Origin of the sequence: Pseudomonas anguilliseptica, assembly GCF_021375795.1 — a bacterium.
GTDB lineage: Bacteria > Pseudomonadota > Gammaproteobacteria > Pseudomonadales > Pseudomonadaceae > Aquipseudomonas > Aquipseudomonas anguilliseptica_A.
Window position 1 is genome coordinate 318,219 of record NZ_JAEIOI010000001.1, and the last position, 24,353, is coordinate 342,571.

The window sequence follows — 24,353 nt, forward strand, 5'->3', positions numbered from 1 at the left end:
CGGCAGGAGCTGAATTGATGGAACATTACCCACTGCTGAAAATTCTCCACAGTGCACCAGGCGTGCTGTTGCTGCTGGGCGTGCTGGCCCATGCCTTTATGCTGTGGAAGGCCGCGCGCAGCGGCGACAGCGCGGTGCTGCAGCGCAAGCTCAAGCGCACCCGACTGATTAGCTTGCCGGTATTTGGCCTGCTGGCCCTGAGCCTGCCGGTCAGTGGCTGGTGGCTGGTCAATCTGGCGGGCTTTCCGCTGGGGCTGACCTGGCTGCTGGCCAGCAGTGTGCTGTTCGGCGTGCTGGTGCTGTTCGGTCTGCTGCTCAATGGCCGCCTGGCTGCTTGGCAGGCCTTGGGTGACAGTCCAGCGCCGGTCAAACTGCAGCGTTTGTGTGCGTTGTATGCCGGGCTGATCGTGCTGTTGTTGCTGGTGATTATGGGGCTGATGGGTGCCAAGCCAGCCTGACTAGCATCCAAACAAAAACGCCGCCTGATCAGGCGGCGTTTTTGCTTAGCGCAGGGAAATGATTGGCCAGCCACGTTTCTCCGCTTCGGCGCGCAACTTCGGATCGGGGTCGACGGCGCAGGGGCGGGTCACCTGCTCCAGCAGCGGCAGGTCATTCAGCGAATCGCTGTAGAAGCTGCTGTCGGCCAGGCTCAGGCCGGTTTCGCCCAGCCAGCGGTTCAGGCGGGTGACCTTGCCTTCCTTGAAGCACGGCACATCGGTGGTGCGCCCGGTGTAGCGGCCGTCGGCTATTTCGCATTCGGTGGCCAGCAGGGTGTCGACGCCCAGGCGTGCGGCAATCGGTGCGGTGACGAAGCGGTTGGTGGCGGTGATGATCAGCAGCTTGTCGCCTGCTTCGCGGTGTTCGGCGAGCAGGGCTTCGCCCTTGGTCAGGATGATCGGCTCAATGCAGTCGCGCATAAATTCGCGGTGCCACTGCGCAAGCTGAGCCATTTCCGTACGGCCGAGGATTTCCAGGCTGAAATTCAGGTAGTCGGTGATATTCAGGCGGCCGGCCAGGTAGTCCTGATAAAAGTCATCGTTACGCGTCTTGTAGGCGATGCGGTCGAGGATGCCGCGCTCACACAGGTAGTCGCCCCAGGCGTGATCGCTGTCGCCGCCGAGCAGGGTGTTGTCGAGATCGAATAAAGCCAAACGCACGGGGCACCTTTTCTGAAAACCCAATAAGACGGCCAGATTAACGGCTTTTATAAGGCTTTCCTATTACACCGGCCGCTTGCGTTGCTGCTGCCGCGGCCTTTGTGGAACAATGCCCGCATGTCTTAAATTCAGGCGTTTACGAGGTTGTGTGCCGTGATCGATTCCGATGGTTTTCGCCCGAATGTCGGCATCATTCTGACCAATGATGTTGGCCAGGTGCTGTGGGCGCGTCGGATAAACCAGGATGCCTGGCAGTTCCCGCAAGGCGGGATCAATGACCATGAGTCGCCGGAAGAAGCGCTGTACCGCGAATTGAACGAAGAAGTGGGCCTTGAAGAGCAGGATGTGAAAATTCTCGCCTGCACTCGGGGCTGGTTGCGTTATCGTCTGCCCCAGCGTTTGGTGCGCACGCACAGCCAACCGCTGTGCATCGGTCAGAAACAGAAATGGTTTCTCCTGCGTTTGACCGGCGCAGAGGAACGGGTGCGCATGGACCTGACCGGCAAGCCGGAATTCGACGGCTGGCGCTGGGTCAGTTACTGGTACCCGCTGGGCCAGGTGGTGACATTCAAGCGCGAGGTTTACCGTCGCGCCCTCAAGGAACTCGCCCCGCGCCTTTTGGCCCGGGACTGACAACAGGCTGAGCCAAGCATGCTCAATACGCTGCGCAAGATTGTCCAGGAAGTAAACGCCGCCAAGGACCTCAAGGCGGCGCTGGGCATTATCGTGCAGCGGGTGCGCGAAGCCATGGGTAGCCAGGTTTGCTCGGTCTACCTGCTTGATCCGGAAACCAACCGCTTCGTGTTGATGGCCACCGAGGGCCTCAACAAGAAAGCCATCGGCAAGGTAAGCATGGCGCCCAACGAGGGCCTGGTTGGCCTGGTTGGTACCCGCGAAGAGCCGCTCAACCTCGAACACGCCTCCGAACACCCGCGCTACCGTTACTTCGCTGAAACCGGTGAGGAACGTTACGCCTCCTTTTTGGGGGCGCCGATCATCCACCACCGGCGGGTAATGGGCGTACTGGTCGTCCAGCAGAAAGAGCGCCGCCAGTTCGATGAAGGTGAAGAAGCCTTCCTGGTGACCATGAGCGCGCAGCTCGCCGGGGTTATCGCCCACGCCGAGGCTACCGGTTCGATTCGCGGCTTGGGTCGTCAGGGCAAGGGTATTCAGGAAGCCAAGTTTATCGGCGTGCCTGGCTCTCCCGGCGCTGCCGTGGGCACCGCCGTGGTGGTGTTGCCACCCGCTGACCTGGAAGTGGTGCCGGATAAAACGGTCGATGACATCGCCGCCGAGCTGACCCTGTTCAACAATGCCCTCGAAGGTGTACGCGCCGATATGCGTGCGCTTTCGGCGAAGATGGCCACCCAATTGCGCCCGGAAGAGCGCGCATTGTTCGATGTTTACCTGATGATGCTGGAAGACGCCGCCTTGGGTAACGAGGTGGTCAAGGTCATCAAAACCGGGCAGTGGGCCCAGGGCGCGCTGCGCCATGTGGTCAGCGAGCACGTCAATCGTTTCGAACTGATGGACGACGCCTACCTGCGCGAACGCGCTAGCGACGTCAAAGACCTCGGCCGGCGCTTGCTGGCTTACCTGCAACAGGCGCGTCAGCAGACCCTGGTCTATCCGGACAACTGCATCCTGGTTAGTGAAGAACTGTCGCCGGCGATGCTTGGCGAAGTGCCGGAAGGCAAGCTGGTCGGCCTGGTGTCGGTGCAAGGCTCGGGCAACTCGCATGTGGCGATCTTTGCCCGGGCTATGGGTATACCCACGGTCATGGGTGTGGTCGATCTGCCGTATTCGAAGATCGACGGCATCCAGCTGATCGTCGACGGCTACCACGGTGAGGTGTTCACCAACCCCAGCGAGGTGCTGCGCAAGCAGTACGCCGATGTGGTCGAGGAAGAGCGCCAACTGGCTCAGGGCCTGGATGCACTGCGTGCCTTGCCGTGTGAGACCCTGGATGGTCACCGCATGCCGCTGTGGGTCAATACGGGGCTGCTCGCGGATGTGAAGCGTGCTCAGGAGCGCGGTGCCGAAGGCGTCGGTCTGTACCGCACCGAAGTGCCGTTCATGATCAACGAGCGTTTCCCCAGCGAGAAAGAGCAACTGTCGACCTATCGCGAGCAGTTGCAGGCCTTCCACCCGTTGCCGGTCACCATGCGTACCCTGGATATCGGCGGCGACAAGGCACTGAGCTATTTCCCAATCAAGGAAGACAACCCCTTCCTCGGTTGGCGCGGCATTCGGGTGACCCTTGATCACCCGGAAATCTTCCTGGTGCAGACCCGCGCGATGCTCAAGGCCAGCGAAGGGTTGAACAACCTGCGTATCCTGCTGCCGATGATTTCCGGTATTCAGGAACTGGAAGAGGCGCTGCACCTGATTCACCGCGCCTGGGGCGAAGTGCGGGACGAGGGTACCGATGTGCCGTTGCCACCGATCGGGGTGATGATCGAGATTCCGGCGGCGGTCTACCAGACCCGAGAACTGGCACGCCAGGTCGACTTCCTCTCGGTCGGCTCGAATGACCTGACCCAGTACCTGTTGGCCGTGGACCGCAACAACCCGCGGGTTGCCGACCTTTACGACTTCCTCCACCCGGCGGTGCTGCAAGCGCTGCGTATCGTGGTGGCCGGTGCCCATGCTGAAGGTAAACCGGTGAGCATCTGTGGTGAGATGGCTGGCGACCCGGCGTGCGCGGTGCTGCTGATGGCCATGGGTTTCGACGGCCTGTCGATGAACGCCACCAACCTGCCCAAGGTCAAATGGCTGCTGCGTCAGCTCAGCCTGGGCAAGGCTCAGGAACTGCTGAGCCAGGTCATGAGCATCGACAACCCTCAGGTGATTCACAGCACCCTGCAACTGGCCCTGCGCAATCTCGGCCTGGGCCGCATGATCAACCCGGCGTCGGATATTCAGGCCTGACGCTTACTTCAGGTCTCCTGCTACAGGTGCGCGCGCACCTGGCGCTCGAGCCTACAACCCTGGTGCGCCGCTTAGCCTCGTAAAGCAACCTCCCCCAGCGCAGTGCCATGCTCAGCAAAACTGCGTTCGACCATCTGCCAGCTGCCATCGGCGTTGACGATCAGCGCGGTGCTGGCGCGGGTCCCGTATGCCGGGCTGGCGATAAAGATGCTCGACAGCAGGCGTTCGCTGGCTAAACCGATACCGGTGTCGGGCAGGTCGGCATCGGCGGCTGGAGTGGGATCGGCCAGCAGGTGCAGCAGGCGATCCGGTTGTGCGTCGGGCAAAGCATCGTTCAGGGCCTGGGTGAGCCGCTGCAGCTTGGGCCAGGGCGTATTCAGGTCGGCATTGGATAAACCATGGACACCTGGGCTGAGCAGGGTGGTGTGACCGGAGCGCGAGTTGAAGTGGCAGAGCTGCTGGCCGTCGCCCAGCAGCAGGTTGAAGCCGCTGTAATGCTGGCGCTCTGCGCGTAGCTGCTGGAGGAAATCTTCGGTACTCAGGGCGCTGGTGAGAAAGGCCGCCGGCAGTTCGCCCCGCGAGCGCGCGCCCTGCGGCAGGCTGAGGTCGCGGATGTTGGTCAGGGCGGCAAAGCGCCCGCCAGGGCCGACACCCAGCCAAGTGCCGCCGGCCTGCAAATCACGCCCGGCAAACAGCCCAGGGCTTTGCGGCCACTCGGCCAGCGCCTGGCTGGGGCGGGCATAGAATTCATCACGGTTGGCCGCTACCAGCAGCGGTTGGGCATGGCCGGGGCGCCAGGCCAGGGCAATCAGGCACATGCTTTAGCTGCGCAGCTTGGCGATGACGCCAGCGCTGTCGAGTTCCGCGCCCAGGTGCAAGCGCACCTTGCGCGCACCGCCGCCCAGGCCGAGTTCCAGCAGAATGCGTTCTTCGACCTGTGACAGACCGCCTTCAAGGCGCTCCAATGGCTGAATCAACAGCTGCGGAGGCCGGCTCAGGCGCAGGAAACGATGCGGTAACAACTCCGCGATGCCACGCTGCAACAGCTGCTGCGCCGCCGCAAAGTCCGCCACCAGCAGGCGCTGATTGCTGAAGGCCGGGTCGGCCTGCAGATGCAGTTCGCGGCCGCTTTGCAGGTGGCTCAGGTGCATCTGGTTGCAACTCAGTTTGAGGTACAGGGTTGGGCGCACAGGGTTCTATTCCAGGGGCTGTCCCGGCACTTTACGCAAAGCCTGAGCTTACATCCATCGCCCAAAGTAGAGTCCGGAGCGCTGCATCCGTTACCATGCCGGATTGTTTGCGGGGGTGCTGATGGAACTGCTGCTGTATTTGATTTTGGGTGCTGCCGCTGGAACTCTGGCGGGGCTGTTTGGTGTGGGCGGCGGCATCATCATTGTGCCGGTGCTGGTGCTGAGTTTTGCTGCACAGGGCTTTGATCCGGCGATTTTGACGCACCTGGCGGTTGGCACCTCACTGGCCACCATCATTTTTACCTCGATCAACTCGGTCCTCGAGCATCAGCGCAAGGGCGCGGTGCTGTGGCCGGTATTCGCCTGGATGACCCTGGGCATTCTGCTCGGCGCGGCCATAGGCGCGGCCACTGCTGCGGCCATTCAGGGGCCGATGCTGCAGAAGATCATCGGTGTGTTTGCCATCATCATCGCCGTGCAGATGGCTCTGGAATTGAAACCCAAAGCCAGTCGTACTGTCCCAGGCAAGCCAGGGTTGACGGTGGCGGGTGTGGTAATTGGCTGGGCGTCGGCGATTTTCGGGATTGGCGGTGGTTCACTGACGGTGCCATTCCTGACCTGGCGCAGCGTGGCGATGCAGCAGGCGGTGGCTACTTCTTCGGCTTGCGGCCTGCCGATTGCGATCGCCAGTGCCCTGAGTTTTATCTGGCTGGGCTGGGATAAACCCGCGCTGCCGGAGTGGAGTCTGGGTTTCGTCTATCTACCGGCGCTGGTCGGTATTGCCATCCCCAGCATGTATTTTGCCCGCGTCGGCGCACGTCTGGCGCACAAGCTGTCGCCGCGTCTGCTCAAGCGTCTGTTTGCCCTGCTGCTATTTAGCGTGGGCTTAAGTTTCCTGATCTAAGGAGTTTTTGATGCTGCCTTACCCGCAGATCGACCCGGTTGCACTGGCCCTTGGCCCGCTGAAAATCCACTGGTACGGCCTGATGTACCTGATCGGCATCGGTGGTGCCTGGTGGCTGGCCTCACGCCGGTTGGCGCGCTTTGATGCGGCCTGGAACAAGGAAAAACTCTCTGACCTGGTGTTCTGGGTGGCCATGGGCGTGATCCTCGGTGGCCGTCTCGGTTATGTGCTGTTCTACGATCTGGCTGCCTATATCGCCGAGCCGGCACGCATGCTGCGCATCTGGGAAGGCGGCATGTCATTCCATGGCGGCTTGATCGGCGTAATGCTGGCCACCTGGTGGTTCGGCAAACGCAATAACAAGAGCTTCTTCGAGCTGATGGACTTTATTGCGCCGCTGGTGCCGATCGGCCTGGGCGCCGGGCGTATCGGCAACTTTATCAACGCCGAATTGTGGGGCAAGGCCACTGACCTGCCCTGGGCGATGATCTTCCCCACCGATCCGCAGCAACTGGCGCGTCACCCCTCGCAGCTGTACCAGTTCGCCCTGGAGGGCGTGGCGCTGTTCACCATCCTCTGGTTCTACTCGCGCAAGCCGCGCCCGACCATGGCGGTGTCCGGTATGTTCGCGCTGTGCTACGGGATCTTCCGCTTTATCGTCGAGTTCGTCCGCGTGCCGGATGCCCAGCTCGGTTACCTGGCTGGTGGCTGGCTGACCATGGGGCAGATCCTCTGCCTGCCGATGATCCTCGGCGGCCTGGGTCTGATCGCCTACGCCTACAAACGCCAGGCTGCACAGGAGGCCGTGTAATGCAGCAGTACCTCGACCTGATGCGCCTGGTGCGCGAGACCGGCACCTTCAAGCAGGATCGCACCGGCACCGGCACCTACAGCATTTTTGCCCATCAGATGCGCTTCAACCTGGCTGACGGCTTCCCGCTGGTGACCACCAAGAAGTGCCACCTGAAATCCATCATTCACGAGCTGCTGTGGTTCCTCCAGGGCGACACCAACATCAAGTACCTGAAGGACAACGGTGTGCGCATCTGGGACGAGTGGGCCGACGAGAACGGCGACCTCGGTCCGGTGTACGGCTATCAGTGGCGTAGCTGGCCGGCGCCGAATGGTGAGTCGATCGATCAGATCAGCAAGCTGATCGAGATGATCAAAAAGAACCCGGACTCGCGCCGCCTGATCGTTTCGGCCTGGAACCCGGCGCTGGTCGAGCAGATGGCCCTGCCGCCGTGTCATGCGCTGTTCCAGTTCTATGTGGCCGACGGCAAGCTCAGCTGCCAGCTGTACCAGCGCTCGGCGGATATCTTCCTGGGCGTGCCGTTCAATATCGCCAGTTATGCGCTGCTGACGCTCATGGTGGCTCAGGTCTGCGGCCTGCAGCCTGGAGATTTCATCTGGACCGGCGGCGACTGTCACCTGTACGCCAACCATATCGAGCAGGCCGATCTGCAACTCTCACGCGAGCCGCTGCCGCTGCCGGTGATGAAGCTCAACCCCGAGGTGAAGGACCTGCTGGCGTTCAAGTTCGAAGACTTCGAACTGGTTGGTTACCAAGCCCATCCGCATATCCCGGCGCCTGTCGCGGTCTAATCTGCGCTGTTTGATTCGCGGCTAAAACGGAGCGCCGCCCGGCCCCTCCCACAGACGTTAGACGTTTTGTGGGAGGGGCTTTAGCCGCGACGCCTTGAGCGGTTAGAGCAACTCTGCCGCCAACTGCTGCACCTGCTCCTGGCGTTCGCCATCCTCCAGCTGCGCGCCAGGGTTGAGTGATGACCATTCGGGGTGCGCGCGGGCTTTGTGCAGGGCCTCCGGCAGCTTGCCTTCGCGCCAGCTGCTGTCTTGCGGCATGTTCAGGTTGATGGCCTCGACGGCGGCATGGCCACGGGCTTCCAGTGCGTGTAGCAACTGCTGCTGGCGCAAGGCGAGCAGGCGCAGCACCGCGTCGTCCACGGTCAGCTCGCGCTGGCCCTTGAGTTTGCCTTTCAGCCGCGCGCCATAGCCGCGCAGGGTCTGCGCGCTGCCGCCGAGCACGGCGCCGATCAGCGCCGCCGCGCCAAGGGTGATGCCGCCGACCAGCAGATCGACGCCCACCCCGGTGGCCGCGCCCGCCGCCATACCGCCGCCGATATTGATACCGAGCTGCTTGAGGGTTTCCGGGTTGAACAGGTCGTCGCCCCAACGGCCGTCAAGCAGCGGCAGGTTGCCTGCTTTGGCGTCGTCCTGACGGAAGGCATACAGCCGCAGCAGGGCTTCCACGCAGCGTTGCTCGCGTTGCCGAATGGTTTGATGCAGCTCGCGGATGGCGCCTTGTTCCAGCACGGCTTGCGCGGCCACGCTGCGGCGGCAGGCGGCGCAGTCGAGCAGCAGTTCGGCGATCAGCCGCGCAGCGCTGCTTTTGCGTAATTGGCGCTGCGCCAGGTGATCGTCGATCAACCGTTGCAGTTGCGGGCGAGCCTTTTCCTGCAGCAGTGCGAGGCTCTCGTACAGGCGGCGCTCGCCATCCAGTGGCGGCGCCACGCTGTCGAAGCACACCAGGGCATGCAGGCCGAGGCGGGCCAGGGCATCGCGCCAATCCTGTTCGCGGTGCTGGCTACTGCTGACGAAGTTCAGCACCGGCAGCAAGGGTTTGCCGCACATGCTTAGCACGGCCAGTTCATCGCGGTACTTGGCCAGCACCGGCTCGCGCGCGTCGATTACATAGAGACCCGCGTCCGAGGCCAGCAGCTGGCGCAACACCTTGGCTTCCTGCTCGAAACGCTGACGCGCCTCGCTGCCGCCCAAGAAGCGCGCCAGTCGCGCGGGGCCGTCCAGGCGTTCGCCGGGGCGATCCAGGCGTTCCAGATAATCCAGCAGGGCGATGGCGTCTTCCAGGCCGGGGGTGTCGTACAGTTCCAGCAGCGCCTCACCGTCCACCGACAGTCGTGCGCCTTCGACGTGGCGCGTGGTGCTGGGGCGATGGGACACCTCGCCGAAACCCACGTCGCGGGTCAGGGTGCGCATCAGCGAAGTCTTGCCGACATTGGTATGGCCGACCACGGCGAGCCTGAGGGCTTTAGTCATGGCCATGCTCCAGCCAGCTGAACGATGTACTGTCGTTGTAGCTCAGTTGCAGGTGCTCCAGTGCGCGGTGCCAGTCGCTCAGGCGCGCGCTGTCCAGCGCTTCACCGGGCGGTGGGGGCAGCAGCCAGATCCGCGTAGCGCTGGCCGTGCGCGCCAGTTCACAGAGCAGCGCCAGGCTGCCGCGATCCGGCGAGCGGCGCGGGTCGCAGGCAATCAGCAGGCGTGCCGGAGGGAAGCGGCTGAGTTGGTCGAGCAGCTGGTTGCGTTGCTCGCGGCTGTCGATCACCCCGGCATCGCTGATGCCCTTGGGTAAAACAGGCGGCCAGTTGCGTTGTGGGTCCAGCTCGACGGCGACCAGCAACGCGCCCTGGCTTGCTTCGGCAAGACTACCGGCCTGCGGCTGGTGCAACTGCGCCGGGGCCGCATCACACACGCCGAGGCGCTCGCTGCTTGGTTGCAGGCGTTCACGCAGCAGGCTGTAGCCGGGCAGGCTGAGGTCCAGTTGCAGGCGCTTCTGCCCGGCTTGCCAGCGCCACAGGCAGAACAGCGCCAAGAGCAGGCGTGGCAGGATACCGAAGACCAACAGCACGCCGAGCAGCCAGCCGGCCCAGGCATGCCGCGCGGCCTCGATGGGCAGGGCTGCATTGCCACTGGCGCGGATGATCTCGGCGCTGGGCACGCTAAACCCCAGTAATGCCGGAATGGTGCCCAGGGCATGGGTCAGGCTGACAAAGGTGTCACTGCCCAGCAGGGTGGTTTCCCAGACAAACCCGTAGCGCCGGGTGGCCAGCAGGGCCAGTGTGATCAGCAGTGCACTGAGCAGGGCGACCAGCCACAGGCCATGTACCAGCAACCCCAACAGCCAGCGATTCAGCCCCTGGCGCTGCAACAGCAGCAGGAGTGCGGGGGCCAGTTGGGCGGCGCGGGCATCACGGGCCAGTTTTTCGCTCAGCCACAGCCATAACCGGCCCAGCGCGCCAGCCTGCTTACCGCCTAGCAGCAAACCCAGTAACCAGCCGAGCAATAACAGCAGATGCAAGCCAAGCAGGCTGCCCAGTGCCCAGAACACATTGACCGGGCGCTGGCCATCGCCCAATGCACTCAGAGCCAGGCCGGCACCGCTGAGCAGGGCCAGCAACACCAGCAGAGTCAATGCCAGGCGTGCGCCTTGCAGCCAGTGTTGCTGCGCGTGCAGCAGGCCGTCGCGGTTGGCCAACCACTGGGCGCGGGCTTCGATGCGTGCCGACAGGTCGCTGGCAGCCTGCTGGGCATGGCGGTTGGCTTCGCTGTCTTCCAGTGGGCCGGCATGTTCTTCACGCAGGCGCAGGGCTTCACACAGCCACAGGCGCTGCAGGCGGTTGCGCGTCGGGTTTTCGAATGGACTCACACCGATTTCCGTTGGCGAATGGAAACCACAGCATAACCGCAGCCGCCAGCGCGTGGCATAGCACGCGGCCGGTGTACTCCAGCGCTCAGCCCAGCTAGGCTGGCAGTAGATGCGCCGGCATGGCGCACATCGGTCATGCAGCACATAACAATAAAAGCGAGAGCCATCGTGAAATTACCGCACCTGGAATGGGTCAATCAGGATTCGCCCTATCTGCGTCAGCACCAGCAGGGCTTTCGCACGCTGTCGTTTGACGTTGAGCTGGAACAGGCGTTCAAACGCTACCACGCCAACGTGTTTCTGCGGCGCATGCGCTGGTCGTTGCTGGTGGCGACTTTGCTGGCACTGCTGTTTGTGCTGATCGATGCGTTCAACCTGCCGGACCCCCTGCGTGGGCAGATACTGACCCTGCGCCTGGGTGTAATCCAGCCGATGCTCTTGCTGGCCTGGTTGGCGACCTACCGACCGAGGCTGCGTGACCACCTGCAATTGATCGGCGGCGTGGTGGCGCTGCTCTGCGGGCTGGCGGTGGCGGGCATTATCGGTCTGGCCCGTTACCACAGTTTTGCCCTGCCTTATGAGGGCATCATTCTGGTCACGGTGTACTTCTACTTTCTCACCGGATTGCGTTTCACCACCGCCGTGCTGTGTGGCTGGCTGACTTTCCTCGCCTATCTGGCGGTGGAATTGAGCCTTGGGCTGGCGGGTGAGTTGCTGCTGAGCAACGCCCTGTTCCTGGCGCTGGCCAACATTATCGGCTCGGTGGGTTGCTATTCCCTGGAGTACGCCACGCGGCAGAACTTCCTGGCCAACGGGCTGTTGCAGGACCTGGCCGAGAAGGATTTTCTCACCGGGTTGCTCAACCGCCGCGCCTTCAGTGAGCGTGCCGAGCGCAGTTGGCGTCAGGCCCAGCGCGACAAGCAGGCCCTGGGCGTGGTGATGATGGATGTGGATTTCTTCAAGCGCTACAACGACCACTACGGTCACGCGGCGGGTGATGAGGCACTGCGCCAGATCGCCCGGGTGATCGGTGAGCATGCCCGGCGGCCGCTGGACTGCGCTGCGCGTTATGGCGGCGAGGAATTTGTCGGTGTCTGGTATGGCCTCGGTGAGGAGCAGTTGCTGACGATTTTGCAGGACATCCGCGAAGCCATCGAAGCGCTGCGTTTGGAGCATGTGCGTTCTGATGCAGCCAGCGTGGTCACGCTGAGTATCGGCATGGCCTACCTCTCGCCACAGCCCCACCAGGACCTCGGTGATGCCCTGCGCCTGGCCGATGTCGCGCTCTATCTGGCCAAGGAGCAGGGGCGCAATCGCGTGGTCAGCAAGCGGCAGGACGCGTAGGTCTGAAGCCCGACAAGGCTTCAATGATTGCCACGGAGCCGGTATTCTCGCGCCTATGAAAAATTCCCTGCCCCTTTGCCTGATCGCTGCCCTCGCGGAAAACCGCGTGATTGGCCGCGATAACCAACTGCCCTGGCACCTGCCGGCGGACCTCAAGCACTTCAAGGCGCTGACCTTGGGCAAGCCGATCATCATGGGGCGCAAGACCTGGGATTCCCTCGGTCGTCCGTTGCCGGGCCGGCTCAATCTGGTGGTCAGCCGTCAACCTGGCTTGCAGCTGGAGGGCGCGGAAGTATTCGCCAGCCTTGACGCTGCACTCGAACGCGCTGAAGCCTGGGCACGCGAAGAGGATGCCGAGGAGCTGATGCTGATCGGCGGTGCGCAACTCTATGAGCTGGGTCTGGCCCAGGCTGATCGCTTGTACCTGACCCGCGTTGGTATCAGCCCCCAGGGCGATGCCTACTTCCCCTACGTGGCCGAGGCTGATTGGCACCTGTCATCCGCCATCGAACACCCAGAGGGCCTGGAAACACCGGGCTATGTGTTCGAGGTGTGGGACCGTAAATAGTCCATCCGGGCTGAATCCCTTGCTGCATTGATCTGCGCCAGGGTGGTTGCCGACATGGCATGCCACCCTGCGTGTCGTTGTTGCGTGGCGTTACGCCGTTCTTGCTGGCCGCTACGCTGTCTATTGCCGTTTGCCCTCTACAGGTTGTTCCCGATGCATGACGCTGATGCCGATCACGCCGAGCCGGATCGTATTGCCGCGATCTTTATTCGCCACCCGCTCTGGGAAGATGGCCTGGCGCTGCTGTTGGGCACGGCCATGGTGGCGCTGGGGATCACCCTCTACAGCCAGGCCGGTTTGCTGACGGGCGGCACCGTGGGTTTGGCCTTTCTGCTGAAGTACCTGCTCGGCTGGCCGTTTGGGCTGGTGTTCTTTCTGATCAACCTGCCGTTCTACGCCCTGGCCATCTGGCGCATGGGCTGGCCGTTTACCCTGCGCACCTTCTGCGCGGTGGGGATGGTCTCGCTGCTGGCCGAATTGACGCCGCAGTGGATTGGCTTCACCCACCTCGACGTGGTGTATGCCGCGCTGTTTGGTGGTTTCGCTATGGGTCTGGGCTTGCTGATGCTGTTCCGCCACCGCGCCAGCCTCGGTGGGGTGAATATCCTCGCGCTGTACCTGCAGGAGCGCTTTGGCCTGCGCGCCGGTAAGGTGCAGATGGCTATTGATGTGCTGATCGTGCTGGGGGCCGTGCTGATTGTGCCGCTGGACAAGGTGGCGTTGTCGATCCTTGGTGCGCTGGCGCTGAATATGGTACTGGCGATCAACCACCGCGCCGGGCGCTATATGGGTGTCAGTTAACAATAAAAAAGCCCGGCACTGGGCCGGGCTTTTGCGTATTGCAGACTGGCTTACGGCACCAGTTTTTCCAGCAGTGCCTTGTCGCGCACGGCGCCCTTGTCGGCGCTGGTGGCGAGCAGGGCGTAGGCCTTGAGTGCTGTGGTGACTTTGCGTGGGCGTACTTCCACCGGCTTCCAGCCTTTCTTGTCCTGTTCCACGCGGCGTGCGGCCAGCTCTTCATCGCTGACCAGCAGGTTGATGTTGCGCTCGTGGATATTGATCAGGATCTTGTCGCCTTCGCGCACCAGGCCGATGGCACCGCCTGCGGCGGCTTCCGGCGAGGCGTGGCCGATGGACAGACCCGAGGTGCCGCCGGAGAAGCGGCCGTCGGTGAGCAGGGCGCAGGCTTTGCCCAGACCCTTGGACTTCAGATAAGAAGTCGGATACAGCATTTCCTGCATCCCCGGGCCGCCTTTCGGGCCTTCGTAGCGGATGATGACGATGTCGCCTTCCTTCACTTCGTCGGCGAGGATGCCGCGCACGGCGCTGTCCTGGCTCTCGTAGATCTTCGCGCTGCCTTCGAAGATGTGGATCGACTCATCCACACCGGCGGTTTTCACCACGCAGCCGTCGAGGGCGATGTTGCCGTACAGCACTGCAAGTCCACCCTCTTTGGAATAAGCGTGCTCGACGCTACGAATACAACCATTTTCCCGGTCGTCATCCAGGGTGTCCCAACGGGTCGACTGGCTGAACGCGGTCTGCGTCGGGATGCCCGCCGGGCCAGCCTTGAAGAAGGTGTGAACGGCTTCATCGTTGGTCTGGGTGATGTCCCACTTGGCGATGGCTTCGGCTACAGACTTGCTGTGCACGGTCGGCAGGTCGGTGTGCAGCAGGCCGCCACGGGCCAGCGAGCCGAGGATGCTCATGATGCCGCCCGCGCGGTGCACGTCTTCCATGTGGTACTTCTGGATGTTCGGCGCGACCTTGCACAGTTGCGGCACAACGCGGGACAGGCGGTCGATATCGCGCAGGTCGAAATCGATCTCGGCTTCCTGGGCGGCGGCCAGCAGGTGCAGGATGGTGTTGGTCGAACCACCCATGGCGATGTCGAGCATCATGGCGTTCTCGAACGCTTTGAAGTTGGCGATGTTGCGCGGCAGTACCGATGCGTCGTTCTCGCCGTAGTAGCGTTTGCACAGCTCGACGATGGTGCGCCCGGCGGTGAGGAACAGCTGCTCGCGGTCGCTGTGGGTAGCCAGGGTCGAACCATTGCCCGGCAGGGCCAGGCCCAGGGCTTCGGTCAGGCAGTTCATCGAGTTGGCGGTGAACATGCCGGAGCAGCTGCCGCAGGTCGGGCAGGCGCTGCGCTCGTATTCGGCGACTTTTTCATCCGAAGCGGTGCTGTCGGCGGCGATGACCATGGCGTCGACCAGGTCCAGGCCGTGGCTGGCCAGTTTGGTCTTGCCGGCTTCCATCGGCCCGCCGGAAACGAAAATCACCGGGATGTTCAGGCGCAGGGCGGCCATCAGCATGCCGGGGGTAATCTTGTCGCAGTTGGAGATGCAGACGATGGCGTCGGCGCAGTGGGCGTTGACCATGTACTCGACAGCGTCGGCGATGATTTCGCGGCTCGGCAGCGAATAGAGCATGCCGTCGTGGCCCATGGCGATGCCGTCGTCCACGGCGATGGTGTTGAATTCTTTCGCTACGCCACCATGCTTCTCGATCTCGCGGGCGACCAGCTGGCCGAGGTCCTTCAGGTGCACGTGGCCGGGCACGAACTGGGTGAAGGAGTTGGCGATGGCGATGATCGGTTTCTTGAAGTCTTCGTCCTTCATCCCGGTGGCGCGCCACAGGGCACGGGCACCGGCCATGTTGCGGCCGTGGGTGGAGGTCTTCGAGCGGTAATCAGGCATGGCGATAAATCCTGCAAAGGCTATTCAGGTCACGCGTGCACAGGCAATAACGCTGTGCGGGCAACGGGCTGTTGATGCGTATGTTGAGCCGGGTTCAGGCCCAAGGCAAACGCAAGTGCGCATTTGTCGGGCCGGGGCGCTGCCTGACGCGGGGTGGGCGCTGGCGTGGCTGGGCTACAAAGTCCGCCTGGATAGGGCAGGAGAGGATCGATTCTAATCCCTTGGCGCGTTCGCAAGGAAGGCCGGCGCGCTCAGCGGCGCGCGGTTTTGGCGGGTGTGTTAGCTGATCTGCTCGATGCCGCGCATGCGCTCGGCGCGGCGACGCAGCAGCTCGATGGTCACCAGCAGGGCGATGGACACCAGGATCAGCAAGGTGGCGATGGCCAGGATGCTTGGGTTGATCTGCTCGCGCAGGCCCGAGAACATCTGCCGCGGGATGGTGCGCTGCTGCGGGCCGGCCATAAACAGGATCACCACCACCTCGTCGAACGAGGTGATAAAGGCGAACAGCGCGCCGGAAATCACCCCGGGGCGGATCAGCGGCATGATGATGTCGAAGAATACCCGCAGCGGCGTGGCACCGAGGTTCAGCGCGGCGCGGGCCAGGCTGTAGTCGAAGCCGGTGAGGGTGGCCGTCACGGTGATGATCACAAACGGTGTGCCCAACGCGGCGTGAGCAATGATCACCCCGAGGTAGTTACCGGCCAGGCCCAGGTTGGAATAGAAGAAGAACATCCCGGCGGCGGTGATGATCAGCGGCACGATCATCGGTGATAGCAGCAGCGCGGTGATCAGCCGCCGCGCGGGCATATCGTCGCGGGCCAGACCGACCGCCGCGCAGGTGCCGAGTACAGTGGCAATCAGGGTAGCGAAGAGGCCGATCAGAAAGCTGTTCTTGATCGCCAGCAGCCACTTGTCGTCATTGAAGATGGCCGTGTACCAGCGCAGTGAATAGGCCTCGGGCTGCAAGGTGAGCATGCCTTCGGTAAAGCTGAAGAAGGGCTCGACGTTGAATGACAGCGGGATGATCACCAGGATCGGCAGGATCAGAAACAGCAGCACCAGCCAGGAGCTGGTTTTCAGTAGCCAGGCGCCGAGGTGGTGCCAGAAGCCGTAGTAGGCGGGAATCTTCATGGTCAGTTCCTTAGCCCAGTTTGATATTGCTGGCGCCGACAAAGCGGTCGTACAGCCAGTACAGCAGCAGGATCAGACCGAGCAGCAGCGAGCCCAGTGCGGCGGCCAGTTCCCAGTTGTTCGAGCGTTGCATATGGAAGGCGATGATGTTGCTGATCATTTGCCCATCGGTGCCGCCGACCAGCGCTGGGGTGATGTAGTAGCCCACGGAAATGATGAACACCAGCAGCGCCCCGGCGCTCAGGCCGGGTAAGGTCATTGGGAAGTAGATGCGCGCAAAGGCCGGAATCGGCCGTGCGCCCAGTGACAGCGCGGCACGCAGGTAGCTGGGGTCAATCCCACGCATCACGCTGTACAGCGGCAGGATCATGAACGGCAGCAGGATGTGGGTCATCGCCACCACAGTGGCAAACGAGGTGTAGAGCATCTCGATGGGTTGACCGATCACGCCGATGCCGAGCAGAAAGGAGTTGATCACTCCGTTGGTCTGCAGCAACGCGATCCAGGCGGTGGTACGCACCAGCAGCGAGGTCCAGAACGGTAGCAACACCAGCACCAGCAGCAAGTTGGCGCGGTTCTCCGGCAGACCGGCCAGGTAGTAGGCCAGCGGGTAGCCGAGCAAGGCGCAGAACAGGGTGATAACCAGCGCCATGTTCAGGGTCTTGCTGTATAGCTGTAGATAAATTTGTGTGTCTTCGCGTACCTGAATGCCTTGCTCGGGGTGTAGCTCCAAGTCGAGCGCGGTCAGGTAGTAATCATAGGTGTAGGGTTTGCCGGCACGCTGGATGGCGTACCAGATTTCCGGCTTGCTCCAGTTGCGGTGCGACTTGAGCAGAATTTCAGCACCCTGCTGCTCAAGTTGTTCGGCCTGCAGGCGGCCAAGCTTGCGGGCGCTGGCTTTGACCACGCTGGACATGCCGGCCGAGGCGCGGTTGAACTCTTCGGCCAGTTTGCCGGACTGGCGCTCTTTGGCCAGTGCGTGCAGCTCCTGGGCGAACACGCTCAGGGTTTGTTGATCAGGTGTGGCTTTGCCGTCCCAGCGTTGCAGCTCGTGCAGGGTCAGCGGAATCATTGCGGCCACCGTCGGGTGATGGACGCTGCGCCAGAGCATGCTGGCAATCGGGGCGACAAAGGACAGCAGGATAAACACCAGCAGCGGCACGACGAACAGAAAGGCGGTGAGGCGCTTCTTGTTGCGTGCACTGGAGGCCTGGCTGGCTTCGGAGCGGGTCAGAGAGGACAAGGTGTTACTCCGCAGAGCCGACCCCCTCTCCCTGAAGAGAGGGGGCATGGCGGGTTACTTCAACAGCCACTCGTTGAATTTTTCACCGAGGGATTCGCCATAGTCAGCCCAGAAGTCCGAGCCGGCCTGGATACCTTTATCCAGGTGTGCGGTTGGCAGGTGCGGGGCCGCGCTCTGGTCAGCCAGCGGCATGGACGATTTACGCGTCGGGCCGTAGGCCACGTCCGGCATGCCGGCCAGTGGGGTGGAGCCGGTGGCGTAGGCGATGAATTTCAGCGCCAGGTCTTTCTTCTTCGAGCCTTTGACGATGGCCCAGGCGTCGAGGTCGTAGACGTGGCCGTCCCAGACGATAACGAAGGGCTTGTTCTCCTGGCGGATGGAATCATAGAAGCGGCCATTGGCCGACTGCACCAGCACGGCACCGCCGTCGTTGAGCAGTTGCGGAGCTTGCGACCAGGAGTCGAACCAGACGATGTCCTTCTTGATGGTGTCCAGCTTGGCAAAGGCGCGGGCCTGGCCTTCCGGCGTCGACAGCACGTCATAGACTTCGCCCGGTGGCACGCCATCGGCCAGCAGCGCCCATTCCATGTTCACTTGCGGGCGTTTGCGCAGGGCGCGCTTGCCAGGGATTTTGTTAGTGTCGAAGAAGTCGCTGATGCTCGCGGCCTTGGTGCCGCCGATGGTCTTCTCGTTGTAGGCGAAGACCACCGACCAGACGATGTTGCCGACCGCGCAGTCGCTGGCCAGGGCCTCGGGGATAAAGTCCTTCTCCGCCGGTACGCCATCGATACCGGGCGGCAGGATGTCGCGCGGGATGCTTTCCAGCAGGCCTTCGGAGCAGGCACGCTCCAGGTCGATCACTTCGAAGTCGACCACGTCCCACTGGATATTGCCGGACTCGACCTGGGCTTTGATCTCGGCCACACCACCGGTGTAGTCCTCGAACAGCACCTTGTTGCCTGTGTCTTTCTGGAAGGGGTCAATCACGTGCTTCTGTTGTGCGGCGCCGTAGGCTCCGCCCCATGACACCACGGTCAGGGTTTCCTGGGCGCTGGCGGCAAAACTTGCCGTGCCCAGGGCTGCGGCGAGGGCGAAGGTGGAAAAGCGGGTGGTCAGTGTTCTAGCCATTGCTGTGCTCCATTGCTTCTGCTTCTAGTTATGGGGTCAGGGTGTGCTGGCGGCGGGGCGATCCAGGGCCTGGCTGTCCTGCGGTAGCCAGGCCAGGGCGACTTCTTGCTTGGCGCTGAGTTGCGGGGCGCTGCTGTCGTTCATGTTCTTGACCACCAACTCGGTGCCGCCGGCGGTTTCGAAGTGGTAGCGGATGTATTCGCCAACGTAATGCCGGGTGACGAAGCGCGCCATGACCTGATTGCCGGCGCTGCCGAGGCGGTCGGTGAAGCTGAGTTTTTCCGGGCGGATCGACACTGTGGTGGGTTGGCCGATTTCGGTGCAGTTGGCTTTCAGGGTGCTGACCAGGCCGCCGTCATCCAGGCGTACCTGTACGTTGTCGGCCCCGACGCTTTCGATCACGCCCTTGAGCTTGTTGCTCTCGCCAATAAAGTCGGCGACGAACAGGTTGGCCGGGCGCTCGTAGAGCACGTGGGGCGGCGCGCACTGCTGGACGATGCCGTTGTTGAACACGGCAATACGGTCGCTCATGGTCAGCGCTTCGGTCTGGTCGTGGGTCACGTAGATCACGGTGAAGCCAAGTTGCTCGTGCAGGCGCTTGATCTCGAACTGCATCTGCTCGCGCAGTTTCTTGTCCAGCGCGCCGAGGGGTTCGTCCATCAGCACGATGTCCGGGGCAAAGATCAGCGCACGGGCCAGAGCCACGCGCTGACGCTGGCCGCCGGAGAGTTGGCCAGGGAAGCGGTTGCCGAAATCCAGCAGCTCGACCAGCGACAGGTACTCATCAACCTTGGCGCGAATCACGTCCTTGGGTTGCTTGCGGATTTTCAGTGGGTAGGCGAGGTTTTCGCGCAGGGTCATGTGCGGGAACAGCGCGTACTGCTGGAACACCATGCCGATATTGCGCTGGTAGGGGGCGATGCTGGTGACCGAGCGACCGTTGATCAGGATTTCGCCGCTGGTCACGTCCTCGAACCCGGCGAGCATCATCAGGCAGGTGGTTTTACCCGAGCCGGAGGGGCCGAGCAGGGTGATAAATTCGCCCTTGGCCACATCCAGGTTGAAGTCCTTGACCACCAGATGCTTGTGGTCGTAGGTCTTCTTGACGTTGGTGAATTGCAGGAATGCTTTATCCCCAGCCTGGTCAGCCATACCCCTCCCCGATTGTGCTCTGAACAGCCAGCCGCTTGTGGCCGTTGGCTGCATGCTTGGATCCGCAAGCCCGTCGTCTGTGGTAACGGGTACTTGTTTGAATGATCAAATTACGCAAGCACTGTGCCAGTGGACACCGCTGTGTTGCGATGGCGTGGTTACTGGGGGGTAAGCCTAGCCCAGGCGCGGGGTTGCGCCAGGCGGTGTGGGGAGTGGTAACAAGGCGGGAGAGAAAGAAGCACCTGCTGAGCTGCACTCAGCAGGTGCGTACTGTTCAACTGCTGGGCAGCAGGCGTACGGTCAGGCTCTTGATATAGCGGGTCTCGTTGATGGCTGGATGCACCGGATGATCCGGGCCCTGGGCGCCACGTTCGAGCAGCTGGATATTGCGATCCAGATGGCGCGCGCTGGTCAGCAGGATGTTCTGCAGGTTGTCTTCTTCCAGGTGCATGGAGCAACTGGCACTGACCAGGATGCCGTCTTTGTTGAGCAGGCGCATGGCTTGTTCGTTGAGGCGACGGTAGGCGCCTTCACCGTTCTTCTGGTCTTTCTTGCGTTTGATGAAGGCGGGTGGGTCGGCGATGATCACGTCGAAGCGTTCTTCGGCGGATTTCAGCTGTTTCAGCGCTTCAAACACATCGCCTTCGACGCAGGCGACCTGGTCGGTCAAACCGTTCAGTGCAGCGTTGCGTTCCACACCGTCGAGGGCAAAGCCGGAAGCGTCCACGCACATCACGTCGCTGGCGCCGAAGGCTGCCGCCTGCACGCCCCAGCCGCCGATGTAGCTGAACAGATCGAGAACGCGCTTGCCCTTAACGTAGGGCGCCAGGCGCGCGCGGTTCATGCGGTGGTCGTAGAACCAGCCGGTCTTCTGCCCCTCGATCACCGGTGCTTCAAATTTAACGCCGTTCTCTTCCAGGGCCACCCATTCCGGTACTACGCCGAAGGCGGTGTCGACATAGCGCTCCAGGCCTTCGGCATCACGGGCGGCGGAGTCGTTCTTGAACAGGACGCCGCTGGGTTTGCACACCTGGATCAGCGCAGCCAGCACGTCATCCTTGTGGCGTTCCATGGTGGCGGAGGCCAGTTGCACCACCAGAATGTCGAAGAAACGGTCAACCACCAGCCCCGGCAGCAGGTCGGAGTCGCCGTACACCAAGCGGTAGCAAGGCTTGTCGAACAGCCGCTCACGCAGGCTCAGGCAGACGTTGAGGCGGTGCACCAGCAGAGACTTGTCCAGCACGTGCTTGACGTCACGCGACAGCAGGCGCGCGCAGATCAGGTTGTTCGGGCTCATCGCGACGATGCCCAGCGGTTTGCCGCCTGCCGCTTCGAGGACCGCCTGGTCGCCTGCGGCAAAACCGCTCAGCGGCGTGGCGGTGACGTCGATTTCGTTGCTGTAGACCCACAGGTGGCCGGCGCGCAGGCGTCGATCGGCGTTGGCTTTCAGGCGCAGGCTGGGCAGGGACATGCTGGGGGACTCCGAAAAAAGAGCGGAATTATAGCGGTTTCATAAAGCGCGCGTCGGTTACAAAAGTCGCCTGTGGAAGTTTTGCGGCTTTAGCTAGACTGTGTCACACCTCACACTCCGGTTGTGCCTGTCATGCCTCAAGAGCTTTCCGCCGAATATATCCAGCAGGTGCTGCAAGGCATCAGCGTGCCGCCGCAGCCGCAGATCATGGTGGATTTGCAGATGGAACAGGTGATGCCCAGCCCAGACCTGCGCGCCATCGCCAAGCTGATCAGCCAGGATCCGGGGTTGTCAGGTGCGTTGTTGAAACTGGTGAATTCGCCGTTCTTCGGCCTGACCAATCGCATCGCCTCGATTCAGCAGGCGGTCAACCTGCTGGGCTGCAATACGGTAATCAACCTGATCAACGCGCAGTCGATCCGTGGCGAGCTGACTGACGAAGCCATCGTTACCCTCAACCGCTTCTGGGACACCGCCCAGGATGTGGCGATGACCTGCCTGACTCTGGCCAAGCGCATCGGCTATCACTCACCGGACGAGGCCTACACCCTCGGTTTGTTTCACAATTGTGGCATCCCGCTGATGCTCAAGCGCTTCCCCAATTACATGACGGTGCTGGAAGAGGCCTATGCCAGTGCTACTGATGAACGCCGGATAGTGGATACCGAGAACCGTCTGCTCAACACCAACCATGCTGTGGTCGGTTATTTCACTGCCAAGTCATGGAACCTGCCGTTGCACCTGTGCGAAGCCATCGCCAGTCACCACAACGCGCTGGCGATCTTCACCGAAGACTCCAGCCGCGATGCGCAGCTGAAAACCCTGTTGGCGATCCTCAAGATGGCCGAGCACATTTGCGCCAGTCACCGGGTTTTGGGTAACCAGTCCGATGATTTTGAATGGCAGAGCATCGAGCAGATGGTGCTTGAGTATGTCGGGCTCTCGGAGTACGACTTCGAGAACCTGCGCGAGAGTATCCGCGACATGGGCGCAAACTAGCCCAGGCTGCCTGTCTCGTCGCTTGTGTGCATTCCTGCTAAGGTGAGCGCCCGATTTTCGGCTCACCTGACGACCTGCCATGCCAGAACTTCCAGAAGTAGAAACCACTCGCCGCGGCATCGCGCCCTACCTTGAGGGCCAGCGCGTCAGTCGGGTTGTCGTGCGTGAACGGCGCCTGCGCTGGCCGATTCCCGAGGACCTGGATATCCAGTTGTCGGGGCAGCGCATCGAGGGCGTTGAGCGACGTGCCAAATACCTGTTGATCAAGGCTGAAACCGGCACGCTGATCAGCCATCTGGGAATGTCCGGCAGCCTGCGTCTGGTCGAGTGCGGCCTGCCGGCGGCCAAGCATGAGCACGTGGATATCGAACTGGAATCCGGTCTGGCCCTGCGCTACACCGATCCACGGCGCTTCGGTGCGCTGCTCTGGAGCCGTGAGCCGCTGGAGCATGTGCTGCTCAGTAAGCTAGGCCCAGAGCCTCTGACCGATCTGTTCGATGGCGAACGGCTGTTTCAGCTGTCCCGTGGTCGCGCCATGGCGGTCAAACCGTTCATCATGGATAACGCGGTGGTGGTGGGCGTGGGCAACATCTACGCCAGCGAAGCGCTGTTTGCCGCCGGTATCGACCCGCGCCGTGAAGCCGGTTCGGTATCGCGGGCGCGTTATCTAAAATTGGCGGATGAAATCAAGCGCATCCTCGCCTATGCCATCGAGCGTGGTGGCACCACGTTGCGCGACTTTGTCGGCGGCGATGGTCAGCCGGGGTATTTCCAGCAGGAGCTGTTCGTCTACGGGCGCGGCGGTGAGTTCTGCAAGAACTGCGGCAGCACCCTGCGCGAGGTCAAACTGGGCCAGCGTGCCAGTGTTTATTGTCCGCGCTGCCAACGCTAGGGTTGTTGCGCCGGGCTAGAGTCGCACCGGTAACCAGCTGCGAAACGGATTACACAACAATAAGAAACACCGAGGTTTATTGATGTCCGGTAACTATCTGCCCCGTAACCCGTTGGCTGAGTGGGTCGGTCGTGTGGCGCTGAAACTGATGGGTTGGCGTATCGAAGGCGAACTGCCGAAGCTCGACAAGTTTGTGGTGATTGGGGCGCACCACACCTCCAACTGGGATTTCGTGATTTTTATCGCGGTGAAGTTCGTTTTGCGCCTCAATGCCCGCTGGTTCGGCAAGCACACCATCTTCCGCTGGCCGTTCGGTGCTCTGATGCGCCTGTGGGGCGGTATCGCCATCCGCCGTGAACGCCAGGGCAATACTGTCGAGCAGGCAGTACGGGCCTTTGCCGAGCATCAGCAATTTATGCTGATCCTCTCGCCCGAAGGCACGCGTAAGAAGGTCGAGCGCTGGAAGATGGGTTTCTATCATATTGCCCTCGGCGCCGGCGTACCGATTGTGCTGGGAGCGCTGGACTATCAGAATCGCCGGGTTTTTATCGGCCCGACCTTTGTACCGACGGGAGATGAAGCGGCCGATATCAAGGCAATTCTGGCGTTTTACCGCCCCTTCATTCCGAAAAAACCTGAATATGCCTTTTATGGCGATTGACGGCCATCACGCTGACAATTGCCAATGCGCTGTTATAGTTAGTTCCACCGCCTCCTAATAGCTGAAGGATCGCCCCATGAAATTGTTCCGCTCCACCGCTGCTGCTCTGGCGCTGACCACTGGCTTGCTGGCCCTGCCAGCTCACGCTGACGTGGCGCAGCAGAACACTAGCGGCGACCCGATGTATACCACTGAATACCCAGCAGCATTTTCCATGGTTGGCGATCTACTGATTGCCCGTCCGCTGCTGATCGCGGCTACGGCTATTGGGGCGGGTGTGTTTGTTGTCACGCTGCCATTCTCAGCGGCGGGCGGCAATATCGCTGATGCTGGAAAAGCACTTGTTTTGGAGCCAGGCGAAGCTGCTTTTGTACGTTGCCTGGGTTGTACCACCAGCGGTTACAAGAAAGACTGATTC

24 protein-coding genes are annotated in these 24,353 nt (G+C 62.1%); 13 read left to right on the top strand and 11 right to left on the bottom strand.

Annotation, left to right across the window (positions count from 1 at the left end):
• The first annotated feature begins 17 nt into the window (after positions 1-17).
• A complete protein-coding gene (locus IOD17_RS01470) occupies positions 18-458 on the top strand; it encodes a DUF2269 family protein (RefSeq protein WP_233683342.1) in 441 nt (146 codons plus the stop codon).
• A gap of 45 nt (positions 459-503) precedes the next feature.
• On the opposite strand, the gene IOD17_RS01475 is transcribed toward IOD17_RS01470, so the two are convergent.
• Positions 504-1,157: an HAD family hydrolase gene (locus IOD17_RS01475; protein ID WP_233683343.1), complete on the bottom strand. Its 654-nt coding sequence runs from the start codon at positions 1,155-1,157 to the stop codon at positions 504-506.
• A gap of 153 nt (positions 1,158-1,310) precedes the next feature.
• Between IOD17_RS01475 and IOD17_RS01480 the strand changes: the two genes are divergently transcribed.
• Positions 1,311-1,790 carry an RNA pyrophosphohydrolase gene (locus tag IOD17_RS01480; protein ID WP_233683344.1) on the top strand — a complete coding sequence of 160 codons (480 nt, stop codon included), beginning with the start codon at positions 1,311-1,313 and terminating at the stop codon, positions 1,788-1,790.
• 18 nt (positions 1,791-1,808) lie between these two features.
• Positions 1,809-4,088 (top strand): phosphoenolpyruvate--protein phosphotransferase, encoded by a 2,280-nt coding sequence (gene ptsP, locus IOD17_RS01485; RefSeq protein WP_233683345.1) that lies wholly within the window; start codon positions 1,809-1,811, stop codon positions 4,086-4,088.
• A 71-nt stretch (positions 4,089-4,159) separates the two neighbouring features.
• Here ptsP and IOD17_RS01490 read toward each other — a convergent pair whose 3' ends face one another.
• Both IOD17_RS01490 and IOD17_RS01495 read right to left on the bottom strand, forming a co-directional pair.
• Entirely contained in the window at positions 4,160-4,906 is a 747-nt protein-coding gene (locus IOD17_RS01490) for an NRDE family protein (protein WP_233683346.1), read from the bottom strand.
• A gap of 3 nt (positions 4,907-4,909) precedes the next feature.
• Positions 4,910-5,278, bottom strand: a complete 369-nt coding sequence (locus tag IOD17_RS01495; protein ID WP_233683347.1) for a hypothetical protein — start codon at positions 5,276-5,278, stop codon at positions 4,910-4,912.
• A 121-nt stretch (positions 5,279-5,399) separates the two neighbouring features.
• On the opposite strand from IOD17_RS01495, the gene IOD17_RS01500 reads away from it, so the two are divergent.
• The 3 genes from IOD17_RS01500 to IOD17_RS01510 are packed head-to-tail and all read left to right on the top strand — an operon-like array spanning position 5,400 to position 7,787.
• Positions 5,400-6,182: a sulfite exporter TauE/SafE family protein gene (locus tag IOD17_RS01500; protein ID WP_233683348.1), complete on the top strand. Its 783-nt coding sequence runs from the start codon at positions 5,400-5,402 to the stop codon at positions 6,180-6,182.
• A 10-nt stretch (positions 6,183-6,192) separates the two neighbouring features.
• A complete protein-coding gene (gene lgt, locus IOD17_RS01505) occupies positions 6,193-6,993 on the top strand; it encodes a prolipoprotein diacylglyceryl transferase (RefSeq protein ID WP_233683349.1) in 801 nt (266 codons plus the stop codon).
• On the top strand, positions 6,993-7,787 hold the full coding sequence (locus tag IOD17_RS01510; RefSeq protein ID WP_233683350.1) for a thymidylate synthase: 795 nt from the start codon (positions 6,993-6,995) through the stop codon (positions 7,785-7,787). The genes lgt and IOD17_RS01510 overlap by 1 nt, the downstream gene beginning before the upstream one ends.
• Positions 7,788-7,889: 102 nt before the next feature.
• Here IOD17_RS01510 and IOD17_RS01515 read toward each other — a convergent pair whose 3' ends face one another.
• Positions 7,890-9,257 (bottom strand): DUF3482 domain-containing protein, encoded by a 1,368-nt coding sequence (locus IOD17_RS01515; protein WP_233683351.1) that lies wholly within the window; start codon positions 9,255-9,257, stop codon positions 7,890-7,892.
• Positions 9,250-10,644 (bottom strand): DUF2868 domain-containing protein, encoded by a 1,395-nt coding sequence (locus IOD17_RS01520; RefSeq protein ID WP_233683352.1) that lies wholly within the window; start codon positions 10,642-10,644, stop codon positions 9,250-9,252. Before IOD17_RS01520 ends, IOD17_RS01515 begins: the two co-directional genes overlap by 8 nt.
• Before the next feature lie 168 nt (positions 10,645-10,812).
• Between IOD17_RS01520 and IOD17_RS01525 the strand changes: the two genes are divergently transcribed.
• The 3 genes from IOD17_RS01525 to IOD17_RS01535 all read left to right on the top strand — a co-directional run bounded on the left by IOD17_RS01525 (position 10,813) and on the right by IOD17_RS01535 (position 13,357).
• Positions 10,813-11,988, top strand: coding sequence for a sensor domain-containing diguanylate cyclase (locus IOD17_RS01525; protein ID WP_233683353.1), 1,176 nt, complete (start codon positions 10,813-10,815; stop codon positions 11,986-11,988).
• Between the two features lie 55 nt (positions 11,989-12,043).
• The gene (locus IOD17_RS01530) at positions 12,044-12,556 is read left to right on the top strand and encodes a dihydrofolate reductase (protein ID WP_233683354.1); all 513 of its coding nucleotides are present in this window, start codon (positions 12,044-12,046) and stop codon (positions 12,554-12,556) included.
• Between the two features lie 153 nt (positions 12,557-12,709).
• Positions 12,710-13,357: a YitT family protein gene (locus IOD17_RS01535; RefSeq protein WP_233683355.1), complete on the top strand. Its 648-nt coding sequence runs from the start codon at positions 12,710-12,712 to the stop codon at positions 13,355-13,357.
• Between the two features lie 50 nt (positions 13,358-13,407).
• On the opposite strand, the gene ilvD is transcribed toward IOD17_RS01535, so the two are convergent.
• The 6 genes from ilvD to IOD17_RS01565 form a co-directional block, all read right to left on the bottom strand.
• Positions 13,408-15,255, bottom strand: a complete 1,848-nt coding sequence (ilvD, locus tag IOD17_RS01540) for a dihydroxy-acid dehydratase (RefSeq protein WP_233683356.1) — start codon at positions 15,253-15,255, stop codon at positions 13,408-13,410.
• Between the two features lie 279 nt (positions 15,256-15,534).
• The gene (locus IOD17_RS01545) at positions 15,535-16,389 is read right to left on the bottom strand and encodes an ABC transporter permease (RefSeq protein ID WP_233683357.1); all 855 of its coding nucleotides are present in this window, start codon (positions 16,387-16,389) and stop codon (positions 15,535-15,537) included.
• A gap of 10 nt (positions 16,390-16,399) precedes the next feature.
• The gene (locus tag IOD17_RS01550) at positions 16,400-17,632 is read right to left on the bottom strand and encodes an ABC transporter permease (protein WP_233683358.1); all 1,233 of its coding nucleotides are present in this window, start codon (positions 17,630-17,632) and stop codon (positions 16,400-16,402) included.
• Positions 17,633-17,686: 54 nt separating this feature from the next.
• The gene (locus IOD17_RS01555) at positions 17,687-18,760 is read right to left on the bottom strand and encodes an ABC transporter substrate-binding protein (protein ID WP_233683359.1); all 1,074 of its coding nucleotides are present in this window, start codon (positions 18,758-18,760) and stop codon (positions 17,687-17,689) included.
• 36 nt (positions 18,761-18,796) lie between these two features.
• A complete protein-coding gene (locus tag IOD17_RS01560; RefSeq protein WP_233683360.1) occupies positions 18,797-19,912 on the bottom strand; it encodes an ABC transporter ATP-binding protein in 1,116 nt (371 codons plus the stop codon).
• Positions 19,913-20,186: 274 nt separating this feature from the next.
• Entirely contained in the window at positions 20,187-21,383 is a 1,197-nt protein-coding gene (locus tag IOD17_RS01565; RefSeq protein ID WP_233683361.1) for a class I SAM-dependent rRNA methyltransferase, read from the bottom strand.
• A gap of 186 nt (positions 21,384-21,569) precedes the next feature.
• Between IOD17_RS01565 and IOD17_RS01570 the strand changes: the two genes are divergently transcribed.
• From IOD17_RS01570 to IOD17_RS01585, 4 genes are all read left to right on the top strand, one after another.
• Positions 21,570-22,382 (top strand): HDOD domain-containing protein, encoded by an 813-nt coding sequence (locus tag IOD17_RS01570; RefSeq protein WP_233684491.1) that lies wholly within the window; start codon positions 21,570-21,572, stop codon positions 22,380-22,382.
• Positions 22,383-22,461: 79 nt separating this feature from the next.
• Complete coding sequence (gene mutM / locus IOD17_RS01575; RefSeq protein ID WP_233683362.1) at positions 22,462-23,274, top strand: bifunctional DNA-formamidopyrimidine glycosylase/DNA-(apurinic or apyrimidinic site) lyase; 813 nt, start codon at positions 22,462-22,464, stop codon at positions 23,272-23,274.
• Between the two features lie 82 nt (positions 23,275-23,356).
• The gene (locus IOD17_RS01580) at positions 23,357-23,935 is read left to right on the top strand and encodes a lysophospholipid acyltransferase family protein (protein WP_233683363.1); all 579 of its coding nucleotides are present in this window, start codon (positions 23,357-23,359) and stop codon (positions 23,933-23,935) included.
• A gap of 76 nt (positions 23,936-24,011) precedes the next feature.
• Complete coding sequence (locus IOD17_RS01585; protein ID WP_233683364.1) at positions 24,012-24,350, top strand: multidrug transporter; 339 nt, start codon at positions 24,012-24,014, stop codon at positions 24,348-24,350.
• Positions 24,351-24,353 lie beyond the last annotated feature (3 nt).